This window comes from Aeromicrobium sp. Root236 (assembly GCF_001428805.1).
In the GTDB taxonomy this organism is placed as follows: domain Bacteria; phylum Actinomycetota; class Actinomycetes; order Propionibacteriales; family Nocardioidaceae; genus Aeromicrobium.
Genome location: NZ_LMIS01000001.1, coordinates 3,755,355 through 3,773,321, shown reverse-complemented (window position 1 = coordinate 3,773,321; position 17,967 = coordinate 3,755,355). Strand labels below are relative to the sequence as shown.

The 17,967-nt window shown below is 69.3% G+C and carries 17 protein-coding genes; 3 read left to right on the top strand and 14 right to left on the bottom strand.

Going from position 1 to position 17,967, the window contains the following annotated elements; translation table 11 throughout:
- Positions 1–90: 90 nt before the first annotated feature.
- The 7 genes from ASE12_RS18940 to ASE12_RS18910 form a co-directional block, all read right to left on the bottom strand.
- Complete coding sequence (locus tag ASE12_RS18940; protein WP_056404178.1) at positions 91–1,053, bottom strand: sugar ABC transporter substrate-binding protein; 963 nt, start codon at positions 1,051–1,053, stop codon at positions 91–93.
- A 51-nt stretch (positions 1,054–1,104) separates the two neighbouring features.
- Positions 1,105–2,601: a CoA-acylating methylmalonate-semialdehyde dehydrogenase gene (locus ASE12_RS18935; RefSeq protein ID WP_056404176.1), complete on the bottom strand. Its 1,497-nt coding sequence runs from the start codon at positions 2,599–2,601 to the stop codon at positions 1,105–1,107.
- Positions 2,598–4,526 carry a 3D-(3,5/4)-trihydroxycyclohexane-1,2-dione acylhydrolase (decyclizing) gene (gene iolD / locus ASE12_RS18930; protein ID WP_056404174.1) on the bottom strand — a complete coding sequence of 643 codons (1,929 nt, stop codon included), beginning with the start codon at positions 4,524–4,526 and terminating at the stop codon, positions 2,598–2,600. The genes ASE12_RS18935 and iolD overlap by 4 nt, the downstream gene beginning before the upstream one ends.
- Entirely contained in the window at positions 4,523–5,362 is an 840-nt protein-coding gene (iolB, locus tag ASE12_RS18925; RefSeq protein ID WP_056404172.1) for a 5-deoxy-glucuronate isomerase, read from the bottom strand. The genes iolD and iolB overlap by 4 nt, the downstream gene beginning before the upstream one ends.
- Complete coding sequence (locus tag ASE12_RS18920; RefSeq protein ID WP_056404170.1) at positions 5,359–6,252, bottom strand: hypothetical protein; 894 nt, start codon at positions 6,250–6,252, stop codon at positions 5,359–5,361. The genes iolB and ASE12_RS18920 overlap by 4 nt, the downstream gene beginning before the upstream one ends.
- Entirely contained in the window at positions 6,252–7,199 is a 948-nt protein-coding gene (gene iolC / locus ASE12_RS18915; protein ID WP_255355475.1) for a 5-dehydro-2-deoxygluconokinase, read from the bottom strand. The genes ASE12_RS18920 and iolC overlap by 1 nt, the downstream gene beginning before the upstream one ends.
- Before the next feature lie 112 nt (positions 7,200–7,311).
- A complete protein-coding gene (locus ASE12_RS18910; RefSeq protein ID WP_056404168.1) occupies positions 7,312–8,205 on the bottom strand; it encodes a TIM barrel protein in 894 nt (297 codons plus the stop codon).
- A 122-nt stretch (positions 8,206–8,327) separates the two neighbouring features.
- Between ASE12_RS18910 and ASE12_RS18905 the strand changes: the two genes are divergently transcribed.
- Both ASE12_RS18905 and ASE12_RS18900 read left to right on the top strand, forming a co-directional pair.
- Complete coding sequence (locus ASE12_RS18905) at positions 8,328–9,065, top strand: GntR family transcriptional regulator (protein WP_056404167.1); 738 nt, start codon at positions 8,328–8,330, stop codon at positions 9,063–9,065.
- 63 nt (positions 9,066–9,128) lie between these two features.
- Positions 9,129–9,770 (top strand): flavin reductase family protein, encoded by a 642-nt coding sequence (locus ASE12_RS18900; protein WP_056404165.1) that lies wholly within the window; start codon positions 9,129–9,131, stop codon positions 9,768–9,770.
- Here ASE12_RS18900 and ASE12_RS18895 read toward each other — a convergent pair.
- From ASE12_RS18895 to ASE12_RS18870, 6 genes are all read right to left on the bottom strand, one after another.
- The gene (locus ASE12_RS18895) at positions 9,761–10,243 is read right to left on the bottom strand and encodes an SRPBCC family protein (RefSeq protein WP_056404164.1); all 483 of its coding nucleotides are present in this window, start codon (positions 10,241–10,243) and stop codon (positions 9,761–9,763) included. The two genes, ASE12_RS18900 and ASE12_RS18895, sit on opposite strands and share 10 nt — an antisense overlap.
- A 30-nt stretch (positions 10,244–10,273) precedes the next feature.
- A complete protein-coding gene (locus tag ASE12_RS18890) occupies positions 10,274–11,533 on the bottom strand; it encodes a triacylglycerol lipase (RefSeq protein WP_056404162.1) in 1,260 nt (419 codons plus the stop codon).
- Between the two features lie 57 nt (positions 11,534–11,590).
- On the bottom strand, positions 11,591–12,958 hold the full coding sequence (gene tig / locus ASE12_RS18885) for a trigger factor (protein ID WP_056404161.1): 1,368 nt from the start codon (positions 12,956–12,958) through the stop codon (positions 11,591–11,593).
- A gap of 152 nt (positions 12,959–13,110) precedes the next feature.
- A complete protein-coding gene (locus ASE12_RS18880; RefSeq protein ID WP_056404158.1) occupies positions 13,111–13,563 on the bottom strand; it encodes a VOC family protein in 453 nt (150 codons plus the stop codon).
- A 22-nt stretch (positions 13,564–13,585) separates the two neighbouring features.
- Complete coding sequence (locus tag ASE12_RS18875; RefSeq protein ID WP_235508947.1) at positions 13,586–14,467, bottom strand: zinc-binding dehydrogenase; 882 nt, start codon at positions 14,465–14,467, stop codon at positions 13,586–13,588.
- A 222-nt stretch (positions 14,468–14,689) separates the two neighbouring features.
- Complete coding sequence (locus ASE12_RS18870; protein WP_056404156.1) at positions 14,690–15,160, bottom strand: nuclear transport factor 2 family protein; 471 nt, start codon at positions 15,158–15,160, stop codon at positions 14,690–14,692.
- Between the two features lie 170 nt (positions 15,161–15,330).
- On the opposite strand from ASE12_RS18870, the gene sigJ reads away from it, so the two are divergent.
- Positions 15,331–16,251 (top strand): RNA polymerase sigma factor SigJ, encoded by a 921-nt coding sequence (gene sigJ / locus ASE12_RS18865; RefSeq protein ID WP_056404971.1) that lies wholly within the window; start codon positions 15,331–15,333, stop codon positions 16,249–16,251.
- Between the two features lie 8 nt (positions 16,252–16,259).
- On the opposite strand, the gene ASE12_RS18860 is transcribed toward sigJ, so the two are convergent.
- Positions 16,260–17,903, bottom strand: a complete 1,644-nt coding sequence (locus ASE12_RS18860; RefSeq protein WP_056404154.1) for an alkaline phosphatase — start codon at positions 17,901–17,903, stop codon at positions 16,260–16,262.
- Between the last annotated feature and the right edge of the window lie 64 nt (positions 17,904–17,967).

Sequence of the window (17,967 nt, the reverse complement as noted above, 5' to 3'; positions counted from 1 at the left end):
CCGTTCGTCGACGCCGTGAGTGATCGTCGAGCCTGCAAGTGAATGGGGATGAGGGCCGGGGGCCCGGCGGTTGCCGGGCCCCCGGTCAGCTCAGCGTGTGCCGTTTGCGGCGTACTTCAGGACGGCTGCGGCGTTGTCCTTCGTGATGAAGGCCGGGCCGGAGTTGATCGGCTGTCCACCACCGATGTCGTTGCCGTTGATCGACTTCAGGTAGAGACCCGTGACGGCCAGGAAGCCCTGGACGTACGGCTGCTGGTCGACCGCGAACAGGATCGATCCGGCCTGGATGTCCTTGATGACGTCCTCGGAGAGGTCGAACGTCGCCACCTTGGCGCTGCTGCCGGAGTCCTTGACGGCGCCCACGGCGTCGATCGCGTACTGGCCACCGAGCGTCAGCACGGTGTCGATCGACTTGTCGGCCTGGAGCTTCGACGTGATCGTCGACTGGACCGCGCTGTCGTCCGTGCCGTCGACCTGCAGGTTCTGGACCTTGCCGCCGAACGTCTCGGCAACCGCCTTGCAGCGCTCCTCGAGGCCGATGTTGCCGGCTTCCTGGATGACGCAGATGGCGTTCTTGAGGCCTTCGCCCTTGAGTCGCTCACCGACGGCCTGGCCGGCGATCGTCTCGGTCTGGCCGATGTGGGTGATCGCGCCGAACGCCTTGAACTTGTCGACGCCGGAGTTGATCGTGATGACCGGGATGCCTGCGGCGACGGCCTTCTTGACACTGTCCTCGAGGCCGTCGGGGTTGGCCATCGAGACGACGATGCCGTCGACCTTGTCGGCGACCGCGCCGTCGATCAGCTGCGACTGCTTGGCGGGATCGCCGTCCGAGCTGTACTCGACCTTGACGCCGTAGTCCTTCCCGGCCTGCTCGGCACCTGACTTGACCCGGTCCCAGAAGGCGTCGCCGGGCGAACCGTGCGTCACGACCGCGTAGGTGTAGTCCTTCTTGGCGGTCTTGTCCGTGCCTTCGTCGCTGCCGGTGCCACTGCATGCGGCCAGCAGAGCGCCGGCGGCAACGATCGCGCCGACAATCTTGATTCTCTTCATGTGGTGGTGTTCCTTCTCTTCTCGGGTCCCGGGGCCATTGGATGGTCGGGCTTAGTGTGCCGTCGGGAAGTTCAGCTGGGCGAGGGAGTCCTCGCTGACGTGCGGCCACCGGGTGGTGACCACCTTTGCCTGGGTGTAGAACCTCACCCCTTCGGGACCGTGGATGTGGTGGTCGCCGAACAGTGAGTCCTTCCAGCCTCCGAAGGAGTGGAAGGCCATGGGGACCGGGACCGGCACGTTGATGCCGATCATGCCCACATGGACCTTCCGCTGGAAAGTACGTGCCACCTCACCCGAGGAAGTGAACACCGCTGTGCCGTTGCCGTACGGATTCGAGTTGATGAGCTCGATGGCAGCGTCCAGCGTCGGAACCCGCAGCACGGTGAGCACGGGTCCGAAGATCTCGTCGGTGTAGACCGACATGTCAGTGGTGACCTGGTCGAGCAGGGTCGGGCCGACGAAGAAACCCTCTTCGTGGCCCTCGACGACCAGGTCGCGGCCGTCGACGACGACCTTGGCGCCGGCGTCCTCGCCCTGGCCGATGTAGTCGATGATGCGGTCACGGGACGCCGCGGTCACGACGGGGCCCATCTCGGCGTCGGGATCGGTGCCGACCGAGACCTTGAGGTCGGTCGAGCGCTCGCGGATCTTGTCGACGAGCGTGTCGGCGGCGGGTCCGACGGCGACGACGGCGCTGATCGCCATGCACCGCTGCCCGGCCGAGCCGTAGCCGGCCGCGACGATGTGGTCGGCGGCGAAGTCGAGATCGGCGTCGGGCATCACGACGGCGTGGTTCTTGGCACCACCCAGCGCCTGCACCCGCTTGCCCGTACGCGAGGCGCCCTCGTGGACGTACTTGGCGATCGGGGTCGAGCCGACGAACGACACGGCGGCGACGCCCGGGTGCTCGAGGATCGCGTCGACCGCGACCTTGTCACCGTGCACGACGTTGAACACACCGTCGGGCAGGCCGGCCTGCTGGTAGAGGCGTGCGACCAGGTCGGACGCGCCCGGGTCACGCTCGGACGGCTTGAGGACGAACGTGTTGCCGCACGCGATCGCGACGGGGTGCATCCAGAGCGGCACCATGATCGGGAAGTTGAACGGCGTGATGCCGGCGACGACGCCGATCGCCTGGCGGAACGTGTGGGAGTCGACGCCACCGGACACCTGGTCGTTGAACTCGCCCTTGAGCAGCTGCGGGATGCCCGCGGCGAACTCGACGACCTCGCGGCCGCGCACGACCTCGCCCTTGGCGTCGTCGAGCGTCTTGCCGTGCTCGGACGAGATGATCGCGGCGAGCTCGTCCTCGTGCTCGACGAGCAGCTGCCGGAAGTCGAACATGATGCGCGAGCGCGCCGTCACCGACGTCTCGCTCCACGTCTCGTACGCCGTGGCGGCGGCCTGCACGGCGGCGTCGACGTCGCCGGCGGTCGCCAGGCGTACCTGCGACTTCGGCTTGCCGACGGCAGGGTCGTAAACGTCGGCGAACCGGTCGCTCTCGCCGGGCACGCTCGCTCCGGCGATCCAGTGGTCGTACGTCGTCATCCGTGGTCCTTCTCGTTGTCGGTGGGCGCAAGGTGGCTGCGCTGGTGGGTCTTGTGCTCGTCGTACGCCGCGCGGGCCTGCTGGGTGCTGTCGAGAGCGGAGACCTCGGCCACCGGGACGTCCCACCATGCCGGACTGTCCGGAGCGGGGACGAGCGGGTCGGTCTCGACGTGGATCACGGTCGTCCGGCTGGACTGCTTGGCCTTGAGGATCGCCGCGCGGAAGTCCTCGATGCCGGTGACCGGCAGGACGTCGGCGCCGAGGCTCGCGGCGTTGGCGGCGAGGTCGACCGGCAGTCGGTCGCCGTCGAGGCCCGTCTCGGTGCGGTAGCGGTACTGCGTGCCGAACCGCTGGGACCCGAGCGACTCGGACAGGGCGCCGATCGAGGCGAAGCCGTGGTTCTGCACCAGCACGACGATGATCTTGACGCCCTCCGCGACCGCGGTCACGAGCTCGGTGTTCATCATCAGGTAGGAGCCGTCGCCGACCATGACGAACACGTCGCGGCCGGCCTCGTCAAACAGAGCCTCCTCGTCGAGGGCGGCCAGCTTGACCCCGAGTCCGCCGGCGATCTCGTAGCCCATGCAGGAGAACCCGTACTCGACGTGATAGCCCTTGCGGTCGCGCGTGCGCCACAGCTTGTGCAGGTCACCGGGCATCGAGCCGGCGGCGCACAGCACGATGTCGCGCGGGTCGGACAGCTCGTTGACGGCGCCGATGACCTGGGACTGGGCCGGCAACGGCTGGTGGTCCTGGTCGTACGCAGCCTGGACGATCGAGTCCCACTCCCCCGCGAGCTGCGTCGCCCGCTGGGTGTGAGCCGCGTCGGCCTGCCAGCCGTCGAGGGCTGCCGTGAGGGCATTGAGGCCCACGCGCGCATCGGCCACGAGGCTCGTCGCGGCGAGCTTGTGCGAGTCGAAGGCCGACACGTTGAGGTTGACGAAGCGGACGTCGGCGGCGGCGAAGACCGTGCGCGACGCCGTCGTGAAGTCGCTGTAGCGCGTGCCGACGCCGATCACGAGGTCCGCCTCTGCCGCGAGGGCATTGGCGGCCGTCGTGCCGGTGGCGCCGATCGCACCCACGGCCTGCGGGTGGTCGTACGCCAGAGCGCCCTTGCCGGCCTGCGTCTCGGCGACCGGGATGCCGGTGGCCTCGGCGAAGGCGCGCAACGCGTCGTTGGCACGGCTGTAGGTGACACCACCGCCGGCGACGACCAGCGGCTTGCGGGCCGAGCGGATCGCGGCGACCGCACGGTCGAGCGCCGCGGGCTCGGGGACGGGACGGGAGACGTGCCAGACCCGGCGGGCGAACAGCTCGTCGGGCCAGTCCCATGCCTCGGCCTGCACGTCCTGCGGCAGCGCGAGCGTCACGGCGCCGGTCGCGGCCGGGTCGATCAGCACCCGCATGGCCTGGAGCAGGGCCGGCGCGAGCTGCTCAGGGCGGTGCACGCGGTCGAAGTAGGCCGAGACCGGCCGGAACGCGTCGTTGACGGAGATGTCGCCGTTGGCCGGGTCCTCGAGCTCCTGGAGGACGGGGTTGGCCACCTTGGTGGCGAACGTGTCGCCCGGCAGCAGCAGCACGGGGAGACGGTTGATCGTCGCGAGCGCCGCGCCGGTGACCATGTTGGTGGCGCCGGGGCCGACTGACGCGGTGACGGCCATCGTCGCGAGCCGGTCGCGCTGTCGGGCGTACGCCACGGCGGCGTGCACCATGGCCTGCTCGTTGCGGCCCTGGAGATAGCGCAGGTGCGACGGATCGCCGGCGACCTCACGCTCGAGGAGCGCCTGGCCGACGCCGGCGACGTTGCCGTGACCGAAGATGCCCCAGCAGCCGGCGAAGAACGGGTTCTCGGCGCCGTCGCGCTCGACGTGCTGCGCCTCCAGGAAGCGCACCAGCGCTTGGGCGACGGTCAGACGTGTGCTCATGCGGTCCTCCCGAAAGGCAGTCGTGGGTCGACGAGCTGGTCGGCCCAGGTGTCGCGGACCCAGGTGTGCGCCGGGTCGTCGCAGATCAGCCACGCCCGCTCGGCGCCGGGGCCCGCCATGACGTTGAGGTAGTAGAGGTCGTAGCCAGGAGCGGCGATCGAGGGCCCGTGCCAGCCGTGCGGGATCAGCACGGCGTCGCCGGTGCGGATCTCCGCCGTCACGTCGATGTCGGCGCCCTCGTGGCCGTAGACGCGCTGGAAGCCGATGCCGGGTCCGTTGGGGCCGTCAGCGACCTCGAACCAGTAGATCTCCTCGAGCGCCGTCTCGCCCTCGCGCTCCTCGTCGTGCTTGTGCGGCGGCCAGGACGACCAGTTGCCACCGGGAGTCAGGACCTCGCAGGCGATGATCCGGTCGGCGTCGAGCACGCCGGGGATGCCGAAGTTGTTGACCTGGCGGCTCGACTGGCCGGCGCCTCGCATCTCGACGGGCACGTCGGCCTTGGGCAGGTAGGCGGGCTCGAGGCGGTTGTCGCAGCGCGCCGACGTCAGCGCGAAGCGGCCGCCGGCTGCCGAGGTGACAGTCAGCTCGGCGTCGCGCGGGGCGTACACGACGTCGCTCGGGCCGGCGAACACGCTGCTGCGGCCCTCCAAGGCGTACGTGTGGCCGTCGACCGTCACCTCGGCAGAGCCGCCGAGCGACAGGACGACGTACTCAGAACCGTCGGTGCTGAGGGTCTCGCCCTCGCCGGCAGCCAGCTCGAGGATCCGCAGTCCGCAGTAGGCCCAGCCCGCCGACTCCGGCGTGATCTCCTCGACCGTACGCAGCACCGGGTTCACGGCGTCATCATCTCAACGGTCGCGTCGACGGCGCCCTCGACGTCGCCGTCGGGCGGGAACAGGAGCGTGCGGCCGACGACCATGCCGCGGACGTTGGGGCTGGCCAGCGCCTTGGACCACGCGGCGAACTGGGCCTCCTGGTCGGCAGACACCTCGCCACCGAGCAGCACGACCGGGAGGGTCGTGGCGGCCAGCACGGCGTCCATGTGGTCGACGACCGGCAGCTTGAGCCACGTGTAGGCCGACGTGCTGGCGAGCCCGGCCGCGACGGTGGCCGACCGGACGACGGCCTCGGTGGTGAGGTCGTTGCGGATGCGGCCTTCGGCGTCGCGACGCGAGATGAACGGCTCGACCATCGCCATGACCTGCTGCGCGGCGAGCTCGTCGACCGCGTTGGCGCACGCCTGCATCGTTGCCGGGGTCGCGGGGTCCTCGGGGTCGATGCGGAACAGCATCTTGCCGCCCTGGTAGCCCGCCGCGGCGATCGCTCCGGCGTCGTAGCCGGTGAACCGGTCGTCGATCTCGAACACCGTGCCGGCCAGGCCGCCGCGGTTCATCGAGCCGATGACGACCTTGCCCTCGAGCGCACCGAGCAGCAGCAGGTCCTCGATGACGTCGGCCGTGCCGAGCACGCCGTCGACTCCCGGTCGCTCGAGCGCCCGCACCATGCGGCTGAGCAGCTCGGCACGATCACCCATCGCCAACGCGTCGTCGCCGGCGCGCAGGGCTCCACGAGCCGGGTGGTCGGCGGCGACCAGCAGCAGCCGGCCGGTCTCCCCCACGAGCCCCGACGGCTGCCGGCGGGCAGCGGCCAACTCGGCGATCCGCTCGGGATGGAGCGCGCGCGTCGTGACGACGCTCGCGATGCTTTCGGCGTTGACGGTGGTCATCAGACCTTCCCCCGTTCGAGCACCGCGGCGACCTGGTCGGCGGTGGGCATGGCATCGGCGCAGGACAGCTGCCCGGCGACGTAGGCACCGGCGGCGTTGGCGAACGCCAGTGTGGTCGTGAGGTCCCAGCCGCTGAGCAGGCCGTGGACGAGCGAGCCGCCGAACGCGTCGCCGGCACCGAGGCCGTTGACGACGTCGACGGGCACCGGGGGGACGACGACCGACTCGTCACCGCGTACGCCGAGCACGCCCGCAGGGCCCTGCTTCACGACGGCCAGCTCGACGCCGGTGGCCCGCAGCGCCTTGGCGGCGGCCTGGGGATCGGTCTCGCCGATCGCCACCTGGCACTCCTCGCGGTTGCCCACAGCCACCGAGACGTACGGCAGTGCGGCCTGGATCTGGGCGGTGGCCGCCTCGGCGGACTCCCAGAACATCGGGCGGTAGTCGAGGTCGAGCACCGTGATGCCCCGCTTGCCACGTGCCTCGAGGGCGGCGAGATGAGCGGCGCGGCTGGGCTCCTGCGACAACCCGGTGCCGGTGACCCAGAAGACGTCGGCGGCACGGATCGCGTCGTAGTCGAGCTCGTCGACGTCGATCTCGAGGTCCGGCGCCTTGGGCTCGCGGTAGAAGTAGAGCGGGAAGTCGTCCGGCGGGAAGATCTCGCAGAACGTCACGGGGGTCGGCAGGCCGGCGACGGGGGTCACCCAGGTGTCGTCGACGCCGAAGCCCTTCAGGGCCGTGTGGATGAACCGGCCGAACGGGTCGTTGCCCGTACGCGTGATGGTGGCGACCCGGTGGCCCAGGCGCGACGCGGCCACGGCGACGTTCGTGGAGCTGCCACCGAGGAACTTGGCGAACGAGGTGACGTCCTCGAGGTGGACGCCGACCTGCTCGGGATAGATGTCGACGCCGACGCGCCCCATCGTGATGAGCTCGAACTCGGTCACGCCGCAACCTCCGTTGAAGAGCAAAGATACGGCGGCAGCGGCGTGAGCCCTGCCTCATGGTGACCGCCCCCTACTCGCGGGGCTCGTGGGGGTGCCCCCAGCTGGCGCTCGGTCACGCCAGAACAGCCTTCAGGTAGTCGAGGCTCGCGCGTACGTCCGCGATCGGGCCTTCGCCCTCGGGCTCGCCGTCCTTGAACATGACGTCCTGCTCCAGGACGTACCAGCCGTCGTAGCCCGCGCCGTGCAGCGCCTCCACCATCGCCTTGACGTCGACGTCGCCGGTGCCGAGCACGCGCCACATCCCGTCAGCGACCGCGTCGGAGAACGTGATCTCCTTGGCGACGACCTTGGCCGCCTTGGCGGCGTCGACGTCCTTGAGGTGCACGTGCTTGACCCGGTCGAGGTTGTCGAGGGTGATCGCGACAGGGTCCGCGCCCGCTGCCTTGAGGTGGCCGGTGTCGATGCAGAAGCCGATGTGCGATCCGTCGACGACGCGCTGCACATCGGCGGCGTCCTCGACCATCGTGCCGATGTGGGGGTGCACCACGGCGAGCACGCCGCGCTCGGCGGCGTGGTCGGCGATGCGGTCGAGGTTGGTCAGCAGCGTCTTCCACTGCACGTCGTCGAGGACGGGGCGCTCGTCATAGCCGTCGTGTCCGGTCGAGGCGGCGAGCACGACGACCTCTGCACCGGTCGCGAGGCAGCCGTCGATGAACGTGTCGACCTCCGCCATGGGTTCGTGGGCGGGGTCGTGCAGCAGGACGGGCAGGAACCCGCCGACGGCCTGCAGCCCGTACGTCGTGAGGAACGCCGCCTTGGCCTCAGGGTCCTCGGGCAGGAACCCGTCAGGGCCGAACTCCGTCGCCGTCAGCCCGAGACGCTCCATCTCGGTCATGACCCGCTCGGGCGGCATCTGCCAGCCCCACCCGGGGACCTCGCAGACCCCCCACGAGATGGGGGCACCGGCCACTCGGGGGCCGGTCGGGCGGAGCTCGCTCGCGGTCATGCTGTTCCTTTGCGGGTTTGTGCTGACAAACTATCAAGGTTGAGTGTGTCGGCCCTCACACGCCATGTCAACCCTTTGTCCTGACATATTGACGTCTAGTCATGAGTCGATACATTGTCCGCATGCCAGGCCCCAGGTTCACGCTCGACCGGTCGAGTCCCGTCCCGCTGTACTTCCAGGTGGCCGAGCAGTTCGAGAAGGCGATCCTGACCGGTGAGATCGCTCCCGGCGAGCGGATCGACAACGAGATCGCGCTGGCGAAGGACCTCGGACTGTCCCGCCCCACGATGCGCCAGGCGATCCAGGTGCTCGTCGACAAGGGCATGCTGGTGCGCAAGCGCGGCGTCGGCACCCAGGTCGTGCACGGCAAGATCCGCCGCTCCGTCGAGCTGACCAGCCTGTTCGACGACCTCAGCGCCGCGGGCCAGAAGCCGCGCACGGAGGTCATCGCGGTCGGCAAGGTGCCTGCTGAGGAGGATGTCGCCCACGAGCTCCAGCTCGAGATCGGCGAGGACGTCTGGTCGCTCGAGCGCCTGCGCTTCGTCGGCAAGCAGCCGCTCGCGCTGATGCACAACTTCATCCCCGTCGACGTCGTCGACCTCGACGAGGTCGACCTCGAGAAGACCGGGCTCTACGCGCACATGCGCACGTCGGGCATCCTGATGCGCGTCGCACGGCAGCGCATCGGAGCGCGCGGCGCGGGCGCCGACGAGGCCACGCTGCTGGGTGAGAAGAAGGGCGCTCCCCTGCTCACGATGCAGCGCACGGCGTACGACAACGCCGGCCGCGCCGTCGAGTACGGCCGCCACGCCTACCGCCCTGATCTGTACGCCTTCGAGCTCACCCTCGTCGACCGCTGACCCCCCGAACGCCAGGTCCGAAAGCCGCCGGTCCAAGCGCCGGAAGTCCCGGACGATGGACGCATGACCATCACCACGCAGACCCGCGATCCGCACATCGTGATCGACCCCGCGATCCTCTACTTCGGCACCCCCGTCGTCCTGGTGACCTCGGTCAACCCCGACGGCAGCACCAACATCATGCCGATGTCGTCGGCGTTCTGGCTCGGCCACACCGGCATCCTGGGCATCGGTGCCCGCTCGCAGACCGCGGCGAACCTGCGGCGCAACCTGGGGTGCGTCCTCAACCTGCCCTCGGTCGACCTCGTCACGGAGGTCGACCGCCTGGCCCTCACGACAGGACGCGAGGACGTGCCGCCTGCAAAGGCGGAGCGCGGCTACCGCTACGAGCCGGACAAGTTCGCCCGCGCCGGCCTGACGCCCCTGCCTGCTGAGACGGTCGCTGCCGAGCGCATCGCCGAGTGCCCGGTCAACCTGGAGGCGCACGTCGTGGACCTCAAGCCGGTCGACGACGGCATCCTGATGTTCGAGGTCCAGGTCGACCGCGTCCACGTGCACGACACGATCCGCATGCCGGGCACCGAGCACCGCATCGACCCCGATCGCTGGCGGCCGCTCATCATGAGCTTCCAGCACTTCTACGGCCTCGGGGAGCGCGTCCATCCGTCACGGCTGGCGAGCATCGACGAGGAGCTCTACCGCTGAGCGACCTGCTCGACATCGGCCTTGATCGCGGCGAGCGTGCGGTCCATGCCGTCGCTCAGCTCGCGGTCGTGGGCGTCCGCCCCGCCCAGCGCGAGCCGTGCGGTCCACCGGACGCTCGGCGACGGGTCGGGCAGCGCGGTACGCCTCTCGGTGAGCCGCGTGCCGCCGTCGGCGGGCTCGATCTCGTAGGACCAGTCGACGTTGGTCGGCCACACGTGGAACCGGAACACCCCGCGGCCGTTGTCGTTGGCCGGCGGCTTCCACTGCACGACGCGGCTGAACGTCGGCCACACGAAGCCCTTGCGTCGGTTGAGGTTCACGCCCCGCCGGCCGGCGCGCGGCGGGCCGAACAACCACATGCCGACCAGCTCCGGGCTGCGGCGGTGCATCGCCTTGACGTCCGACACCGCGGCCCAGACCTCGTCAGGTGTCGCGGCGATCGTGGTGGTCGACTCGAGCGGGGGTTGCCCCATGGGTCAGGCCTTTCGTGGTGCGGAAGTGGCTCAGGCGCGCCGCGGCGCGGCAGGCAGGGCGCGCACGTTGCGCGTACGGGAGTTGAGCCACTCGACGAGCCAGTCTCCCACCCTCGGGTGGTTGAGCAGCGCGAAGTGATGGGCGCTCGGCAGGTACTCGAACGTCGCACCGTCGACGATCGGACCGGCGCGGCCGACTCCTGTCGCCGACGAGAAGTGCACCAGGAGGTCGCCGAGCACCGCGCTGAGAGGATGACGCTGCGAGGCTCCGAGCGTGGCCGCGACGAAGTGGTACTCCGCATGCGGCAGCGGGGCGGCCGCGATGCGGTCGAGCCCCCACTGACCCGTGAGGTCCTGGCCCTCCCACTCGTCCTTCGTGATGTAGCCGTGACGCAGGTCGACGATGCCGGCCGAGCGGCTCTCGAGGATCGAGCTGAACGGCGCGGACTCCGGCCAGAACCGCAGCAGCCGTGACCCGAGGTGGGCGACCTTCTCGAGGTTGGCTCCTGCGTGAGGGGTGCCGAGGCAGACCACATCACGTACGAGGTGCTGCCAGGTCTGACCGGATGCCGTCGCGTGGTTGGTGGCGGCGCGGGCGACGAGACCACCCATCGAGTGGCCGATCAGCGTGATGCGGGTGACCGGGACGGGCCAGGACTCGACGACCTGCTGCAGGAGCGAGTCGAGGTGCTTGCCGTTCTCGGAGATGTGGAGGCCGGTGTTGTAACGGATCATGACCGGCGTGCCGTCGGTCTCGGCGAGGATCCGTTCGGCGTACGTCGTGCCGTGCACCTTCGCGCCGTTGGCCCACGACTCGTCGTTCTCGCACAGGCCGTGGAGGAACACCACGGGGTGGCTCGTGCCGTCGCGGAACGCCTCAGCGAGCGGCCATGACGTGGCAGGCACGTCCTGGCCCTCGTGCCGGATCGCCATCGTGATGGCCTGAGGATCGTCGAGCATGCGCAGCTCGTCACCGATCAGCCCGTTGACGGCAGCGACCACGAGACGGCCCCGCCTGGTGTCCTCGATCGGCCGGCCGACGCCGCGGGTCGCGAGCGCCCGGACCGAGCCGCTGGAGACCCTCAGCACACCGGAGATGGCACCGTAGACCGACGTCACGACCGCGTCGTGCAACGACTCCGGCACATGCCCCCCGACGACACGCGTCGCCTTGAACACACGCTTCGTCACGGCTGAGTGCAGGTCGCGAACAGTCCCGACGATCAGGCGGTCGCTGTAGTCGAGAGCCAGCGCCGCGACGTCAGTCGTCCGTGCAGGTTCATCGGGCATGGGTACATACTGCCGGTATCCGAACCGAAAATGAACTCCCGCGCGGGGAGTCATTGGTCACGCCTCGGCGGGAGCCTCTGCGTCGTCGGCCTCGTCGGCGTAGGTGCCGTCGGCGAGGAGCTTGGACAGGTCGATCGTGTTGCCCGACTTGTCGGTGACCTTGGCGGACTCCACGAGCGATGCGAGCGCCTTGCCGCGCAGCACCTCGCTCACCATCTCGGGCACGTGGTTGTGCTCCATGATGTGCTGGATGTACGCGTTGGGGTCCTCACCCGACTGCTGCGCGCGACGCATGATGTGCTGCGACAGCTCGGCGTCGTCGATGCCGAACTCCTCGTTGGCGACGATCTGGTCGAGCACGAACTGTGCGATCAGCGAGTCGCGCACGCGCTTCTCGAGGTCGGCCTCGAACTCGTCGATCGTCTGCTTCTCGTCGTCGAGGTAGGTCTGGAACTCGACGCCGGCCATCGCGAGCTGCTGCTCGATCTGCTGGCGACGGCTGTCGATCTCCTCGGTGACGAGGTTCTCGGGCAGCGGGGCGTCGATCTTGCTGACGATCTCGTCGAGCACGAGGTCACGGGCCTCGTTGGCCTGCTGCATGCGCTTGCCACGGGTGACGCGGTCGGCGAGGTCGGCGCGGAGCTCCTCGATCGTGTCGAACTCCGAGGCGGTCTGTGCGAACTCCTCGTCGAGCTCGGGGAGCTGCTGCTCCTTGACGTCCTTGACCGTGACCGTGACGTCGACGTCCTGGCCCGCGAGCTCGCCACCGACGAGCTTGGTCGTGAACGTCTTGGACTCGCCGGCCTTGAGGCCGATCAGGGCCTCGTCGAGGCCGTCGAGCATCGTCGCGCGGCCGATCGTGTAGGGCATGCCCTCGGCCTGTGCCGCCTCGATGTCCTCACCGTTCTGCGACGCCGACAGGTCGATCGTCAGGAAGTCGCCCTCGGCGGCGGCGCGGTCGACCTCGGCGAACGTCGCGAAACGCTCACGGAGCGCGGTGAGCTGCTCCTCGACGTCGTCATCGCTGATCTCGGCGTCCTCGACGGTGACCTCGATCGTCGACACGTCGGGCAGCTCGAGCTCCGGACGGACGTCGAGCTCGGCGGTGACCTCGATGGGCTCGCCGTCCTCGAACTTCGACAGGTCGATGTCGGGCTGGCTCAGCGGCTGGATCTTGGTGTCCTGCAGCGCCTGGCTGTACCAGCCGGGCAGCGCGGAGTTGATGGCCTCGTCGAGGACCGCGGTGCGTCCGACGCGCTGGTCGACGATCGCCGCGGGGACCTTGCCCTTGCGGAAGCCGGGGATCGTGATCTGCGAGCCGATGGTCTTGTAGGCAGCATCGAGGCTGGGCTTGAACTCCTCGAACGGCACCTCGATGGTGAGCTTGATCCGGGTGGGGCTCAGTGTCTCGGTGGTGCTCTTCACGTGACTGACTCCTGCATGATCTCGATGCTTGACGGTTGGGGGCTGCAGCCGGCATGTGCGCGGCGAATACAGCGACGTACCAGTCTCTCATGAGCGCCAAGAAGCCCCGAATCGAGTCTCGGCCTGACCGCCCCGCCCCATGCTCACCGTGGTCAATGCAGGCCCTCGCCGGAGAATGCTGCTGACGCGAGGGCCTGCAACGTGTCCGGCGGGATGTCCTCCAGGTGCTGGGTCAGTCCCCATCGATGGCCGAACGGGTCGCTCAGCTGCCCTTCCCGCTCGCCCCAGAAGGCGTCCGTGATCGGCCGCAGGATCTCGGCCCCGGCCGAGACTGCACGCTGCCACGCCGCGTCGACGTCGTCCACCTGGAGGTAGATCGCGCCGTACGTCCCGCCGAGATGAGCGGGGCCGAACGACTGGAGCTCGGGAAACTCGTCGGCCAACGTGATCAGGAGGTCACCGATGCGCAGCTGTACGTGGATCAGCTTGTCGCCGGGAAGGTGGATGCGAGTCAGCTCGGTCGCGCCGAACGCCGCGGTGTACCAGCGCGAGGCGGCATCGGCGCCGTCGACGGTGAGGTGCACGGCGTGGGACGAGATGGTCATGTTGCCTCTTCCAGTGGTTGGGTCATGGGATGAGGAGCGCCTTGCCGCGTACGGTCCGGTTCTCGATGGCCCGGTGGGCGGCGGTCGCCTCCGAGAGGTCGAACTGCTTGTCGATGACGGGCCGCAGTCGACCCGCTGCTGCCTCCGCGAGCGCCCGCGTCGCCAGCCGCACCATCTCGGGAGCCTCGAACTGGACGTGCTCGATGCCGCGGACGGTGATGTCCCGAGCGCGCACCACGTCGTCGTCCAGCCGTGCAAAGCCCCCAGCCGCCACGCCGTGAGTCGAGACCCGCCCCTTGTCCCCGACCAGCGCGAATGCCGCTGCGCCGAGCTCACCGCCGACACCATCGAGCAGGACATCGATGGAACGCCGGTCCGCGGCTTCTCGCACGCGTTCGATCCAGTCCGTCTCCGAGTAGTCGACGGTGGCGTCGGCGCCAAGACCCTTGACGAGATCGAGCTTCTCCACGCCTCGGGCGGCTCCGATCACGTGGGCACCCGCAGCGTGCGCCATCTGGACCAGCAGGGTCCCCATCCCGCCACCGGCCCCGAGGATGAGCACCCGCTCGCCCAGCGTGATCTCCATCGCCTCGACCAGCCCCGTCGCAGTCACCCCGTCATGAGCCAGGGCAGCGGCCTCGGGCAGACCGAGATCGTCAGGGACGGGCACGAGCCGATCGATGGCCGTACGGACGAGCTCAGCGTAGGCACCGGTCGTTCCGGGACCGGCAAGGACTCGGCGGCCGGTCCACGTCGGATCGACCCCCGAGCCGACCGACTCGACGGTGCCCGCTGCCGCTCCGCCCGGCACATAGGGCGGCTCGACCCCGAACGCCTCGCCCCAGCCCCCTCGAATCAGCGTGTCCAGGTAGATCGTGTCGATCGCCGCTGCTCGTATGACCACGTCATCAGCCCCTGGCACCGGGTCCGGCCTCTCCACCGGAACGAGCACCTCGGGCCCACCGAATCCGTTCACCTCGATCGCGCGCACGCGTGCCACCTCTCAGCATCGTTCGGACGACCTGAGTGCGCCCGGTTCGTCAGATTCTCAAACCTCAACAATGGTTCATGTCAATGGCGTCCAACTCACACAGGCAGGTCCCCGAGACGCCCAACCGCGACACGTTCACGGCTGACGTTGACCGCCGACGTCCAGCACACCTGTGGGAACAGCTCCAGCGAGAGGCGTCGAGTCGAGGTAGCGGATCTCGAAGACGCGCTCGTCGAACTTCCAGCCGTCCGGCGTACGCGCGTAACGGTCGTGGTAGATCGCGTAGTTCACGTGCGCCGTCCCGTCCTTCATCTGGAACAGCTCGTAGATGTACGCCCGGCCGGACGCCACGTCCCCGTCGATCTCGATCGGACCCCCGTGCGTGTTCTGCACGAAACACGTAGCCAGCGACTCTCGCCGCTCCCCCATGGCCCGGATCTGAGCCGGTCCGACGGCCTCCATCGCAGCGTCCGGAATGCGCACTGCGCCGTCCGCGGTGAACAACGATCCGAGACGCTCGTGGTCGTTCATCATGGCGGCGTCCGTGAACTCGTGGCGGAGTGCCTCGATCTCGAAGTGGTCGGCCATCTGTCCCGGTTCGATCATGTCTCTCAGCCCTTCTGCTGGGTCGGTCGGTGGGTGTCATGCAGTTCGACGAGACGGGGGGTTGAAACGTCAGGTCGGCATCACGCGGCCGCAAGCGGTCGGATCGGTCACGTTCTGCCCCCGGCGTCCGTCAGGGCAGGGAGATGCCAGACGCCGAGGAGGCGACGCCGATGAGCACGCAGTCACGTCTGCAGGGGGACGACTCCGGCCTGGAAGCCGTCCTGGACGAGAGGGCCCGGCTGACCAAGCTCGCCTATCGCATGCTCGGGTCCCTGGCCGAGGCGGAAGACGTGGTCCAGGAGACGTGTGCCCGCTGGTACACCCTGACGAGAGCCGAGCGGGACGACATCGACTCACCGGGAGCCTGGCTCACGACAGTCGCCAGCCGCATCAGTCTCGACGTCCTCAAGTCAGCGCGGGCCCGACGGGAGTCCTACGTCGGGGAATGGATCCCCGAGCCGCTCCCGGACCGCGTCGAGTGGAGCGACCGGAGCTCGTCGATCACGGTCGATCCGGTCGACCGGATCTCGTTGGACGAGTCGGTCGACATGGCCTTCATGGTCCTGTTGGACACGATGACCCCCGCTGAGCGTGTCGCGTTCCTCCTGCACGACGTCTTCCGGTACTCGTTCTCCGAGGTGGCAGAGGTGGTGGGCCGGACACCGGCAGCGTGCCGGCAGCTGGCTGCGTCAGGGCGACGCAGGATCCGGGAGGCGGGTCCCGTCACGGCCCCTTCAGCTCACACAGCCGGCATCGTCCGGCAGTTCAAGCGTGCGTGGGTGAGCAAGGACATCGCCGCCCTGATCCAGCTCCTGGACCCCGCCGCGACGGTCATCGCGGACGGTGGCGGTGTCGTGCCGGCTTCGCTCCAGCCGATCGTCGGGGCCGAAGCCATCGCCCGGTATCTCATCGACCTGGCGACGCGGGCGGGTGCGATCACGCTGCTCGAACGTACGGTCAACGGCCAGCCCGGCCTGGTCGGCACGCATGAGGGCGTGGCCGCGACGGTGTTCGCCTTCGACGTCCAGGACGGACGGATCCAGCGGGTGTGGGGGGTGCGGAACCCGGCCAAGCTCCGGATGTGGAGGTGACGACTCGCTCACGCTCGCGACGTCCGGTCGACCGGCTCGATGCGCGCGTTGCCGGAGCGGACGGCCCACGAAGCGAGGCGCCGCGACCCCGATCGGGGATCGCGACGATCGGCCACGGCGTACCAGTCCATCTGGACCCGCTCCGGTGTCACCTCGAGGACACAGTGCCCGTGGTCGTCGAGGTTGACGAAGCGCACGTGCGGGTTCTCCGTCTGGATCGCGGCCTCCAGGGTCAAGGAGACCGTGCGTGGGGGCGCGCCGATGAAGTCGTCGACGTTGTTGCTCGTGATCGAGCTGCAGACGAATTCCGTCGCGACGACGCTGCCACCCGGCCCGGGCACCTCGTTGGCCCATGCCGTGTGCACGTCGCCGGTCAGGAAGACGACGTCCGTGGTCCCGGCCGACTCGACCCGCCCGAGCAACCGTCGACGGTCCGAGGGATAGCCGTCCCACTCATCGGTGTTGGGGGTCGATGACCTGAGCGGGGTGAGGCTCACGGTCTGGCTCAGGGCGAACTCCTCGGCCGCCGGCCTGGGCGGCAGCCTGACCGGCGCGATCATGACCGGGTTGCCGACGAGCTTCCATCGGCACGGCGAGGTGGCGAGATTGGCGGACACCCAGGCGAGCTGGTGCTCCCCCGTGATCGTGCGCCTCGAGTCGTCGATCTCCGGATCGTCCTCGTCGACGCGTTTGCTGCGATAGCTCCTGAGGTCGAGCATGGACAGGTCGACCAGCGTGCCGAACTGCAGCCGCCGATAGATCTTCTGGCCGTCGCCGGCCACCGCGGTGCCCGAGATCCGCACCGGCATCCACTCGTCGTACGCCCGCCGCGCGGCTCGTGCTCGCGTGGCGTACGACCCCTCGCGGGCCTGGTGCTCGAAGGCGCCGTGCGCCCAGCTGCCGTCGGCCACCTCGTGGTCATCCCAGGTGACGATGAACGGCACCGCCGCGTGAAGCGCCTGCAGGTCGCGGTCGGTCTTGTACTGGGCGTGCCTGCGGCGGTAGTCACTGAGGCTGACGGTCTCGCGTGGCGGGTCGTGCCGGCGTACGTCCTCGTTGCGGTGCCCGTACGAGTACTTCCCGGGCTCGTACTCGTAGAGGTAGTCGCCCAGGTGGATCACGGCGTCGAGGTCGCCACGCTCGGCAAGGTGCCGATAGGAGCTGAACCACCCGGCTTGCCAGTTGGCGCACGACACGACCCCGAACCTGAGTCGCTCCGGCGAGCTGCCCGGCGCCGGTGCCGTTCGCGTACGCCCGGTGGGCGACACAGCATCGGCGTACGTGAAACGGAACCAGTGGTCCGTGGCCGGTGCCAGTCCCATCGCGTCGAGCTTGACCGTGTGGTCACGTCCGGCGTCGGTCGCGACGGCGCCGGAGCGTACGACCTTGGTGAAGGCCGCGTCGAGCGCGACCTCCCAGCGGACCGTGGCTCGCGGCCCACGGCCAGATCCCGGCAGCGACTGCTCGGTCGGCGTCACCCGCGTCCACAGCACGACGGCGTCCGGGAGCGGGTCACCCGAGGCCACCCCGTGCCGGAAGGGCGACACGGTCGACGAGGCTGCGGGCGTCGACATGACCTCCGACCCGAGGACGCCCAATCCTGCGGCGAGACCGACACCGCCGATCAGGAACTGCCTGCGATCCGTACTCACACGCCCATTCGGGCAGGAGCACAGGACCAACCCTCCAGTGGAGGGTGAACGTCACGCGGCGGTC